We start from the raw sequence: 1,699 nt of genomic DNA on the forward strand, positions 1-1,699 counted from the left end.
GCGGGTCCCGTCGACTGTGCGCGGGAGCCGGGGCCGGGACTCGGCTGACGGGACACCGACCAGCCCGCGGCCGCAAGCGACGGCCCGGCCGGTAACCCGCCGGGTAGGGTCGAATGATGACACCGTCCGACCGCCTCTCATCCCTGGAGCAGCACGTGGCACGCAGCGCCGAGTCCGTCCGAGCAGTCATCAAGGCCTACGATGTCCGCGGCGTCGTGGGCGAGCAGATCGACGAGGACTTCGTCCGCGAGGTGGGTGCGTCGTTCGCCCGTCTGATGCGGTCCGAGGGGTCGGAGACCGTGGTGGTCGGCCATGACATGCGGGACTCCTCCCCGTCGTTGTCCCGGGCGTTCGGCGACGGCGTCACCTCCCAGGGGCTGGACGTGGTGACGATCGGCCTCGCCTCGACCGACCAGCTCTACTACGCCTCGGGACTGCTCGACTGCCCGGGCGCCATGTTCACCGCCAGCCACAACCCGGCCCGGTACAACGGCATCAAGCTGTGCCGTGCGGGTGCCAAGCCGGTCGGCCAGGAGTCCGGACTCCGGACGATCGCCGACGAGGTCGTCGCGGGGGTCCCCGCCCACGACGGTGAGGCCGGGACGGTCTCCGAGCGTGACGTCCTCGACGGCTACGGTGCGTACCTCCGCGAGCTGGTCGACCTGTCGGGCATCCGTCAGCTCAAGGTGGCGGTCGACGCCGGGAACGGGATGGGCGGCCACACCGTGCCCGCGGTCCTCAGCGGACTGCCGCTGGAGATCGTCCCGCTGTACTTCGAGCTCGACGGCAACTTCCCCAATCACGAGGCCAACCCCCTCGAACCGGCCAACCTGGTCGACCTCCAGGCGCTGGTGCGGGAGAGCGGGGCGGACATCGGACTCGCCTTCGACGGCGACGCCGACCGCTGCTTCGTGGTGGACGAGCGGGGTGAGCCCGTCGCCCCGTCGGCCATCACGGCGCTGGTGGCCGGGCGCGAGCTCGACAAGGAACCCGGCGCCTCGATCATCTACAACCTGATCACCTCCCGGGCCGTCCCCGAACTGGTCGAGGAGAAGGGCGGCGTCGCGGTCCGTACCCGCGTCGGCCACAGCTTCATCAAGGCCCAGATGGCGGACACCGGTGCGATCTTCGGCGGCGAGCACTCGGCGCACTACTACTTCCGTGACTTCTGGGGCGCCGACTCGGGGATGCTCGCCGCGATGCACACCCTCGCCGCCCTCGGGGAGCAGGACGCCCCGCTGTCCCAGGTGATGGCCGAGTACACCAGGTACGCGGCGTCCGGGGAGATCAACTCGACGCTGGACTCCGCGGAGGCGCAGGTGGCCCGGATGGAGGAGGTCATCGACGCGTTCTCCGGCCGGGCCGTGTCGGTGGACCGACTCGACGGCGTGACCGTCGACCTCGGTGACGGCGCGTGGTTCAACCTGCGGGCCTCCAACACCGAACCGCTGCTGCGCCTCAACGCGGAGGCGCCCACCAGGGAGGACGTCGCCGCGGTGGTCGACGAGGTCCTCGCGATCGTCCGTGCCTGACCTGACCAGCGACACCGGGGCCGGCCGGGTGGACCTGGACGACGCCGAGGCCCTGCGCTCCTCCGACGCCACCGGGGCCCTGCTCCACGCGTCGATGGCCGGGGCCCAGCTCCGATCGGTCGCGACGGCCGTCGACTCGGGGGCGCTGGACGGCCTCACCGGGTTCC

1 protein-coding gene is annotated in these 1,699 nt (G+C 71.5%); it reads left to right on the top strand.

Annotation, left to right across the window (positions count from 1 at the left end):
• Nucleotides 1–155: 155 nt before the first annotated feature.
• Nucleotides 156–1,532 carry a phosphomannomutase/phosphoglucomutase gene (locus G6017_RS12845; protein WP_179526177.1) on the top strand — a complete coding sequence of 459 codons (1,377 nt, stop codon included), beginning with the start codon at nt 156–158 and terminating at the stop codon, nt 1,530–1,532.
• Nucleotides 1,533–1,699 lie beyond the last annotated feature (167 nt).

Origin of the sequence: Dietzia sp. B44, from assembly GCF_014145245.1 — a bacterium.
Taxonomy (GTDB): domain Bacteria; phylum Actinomycetota; class Actinomycetes; order Mycobacteriales; family Mycobacteriaceae; genus Dietzia; species Dietzia natronolimnaea.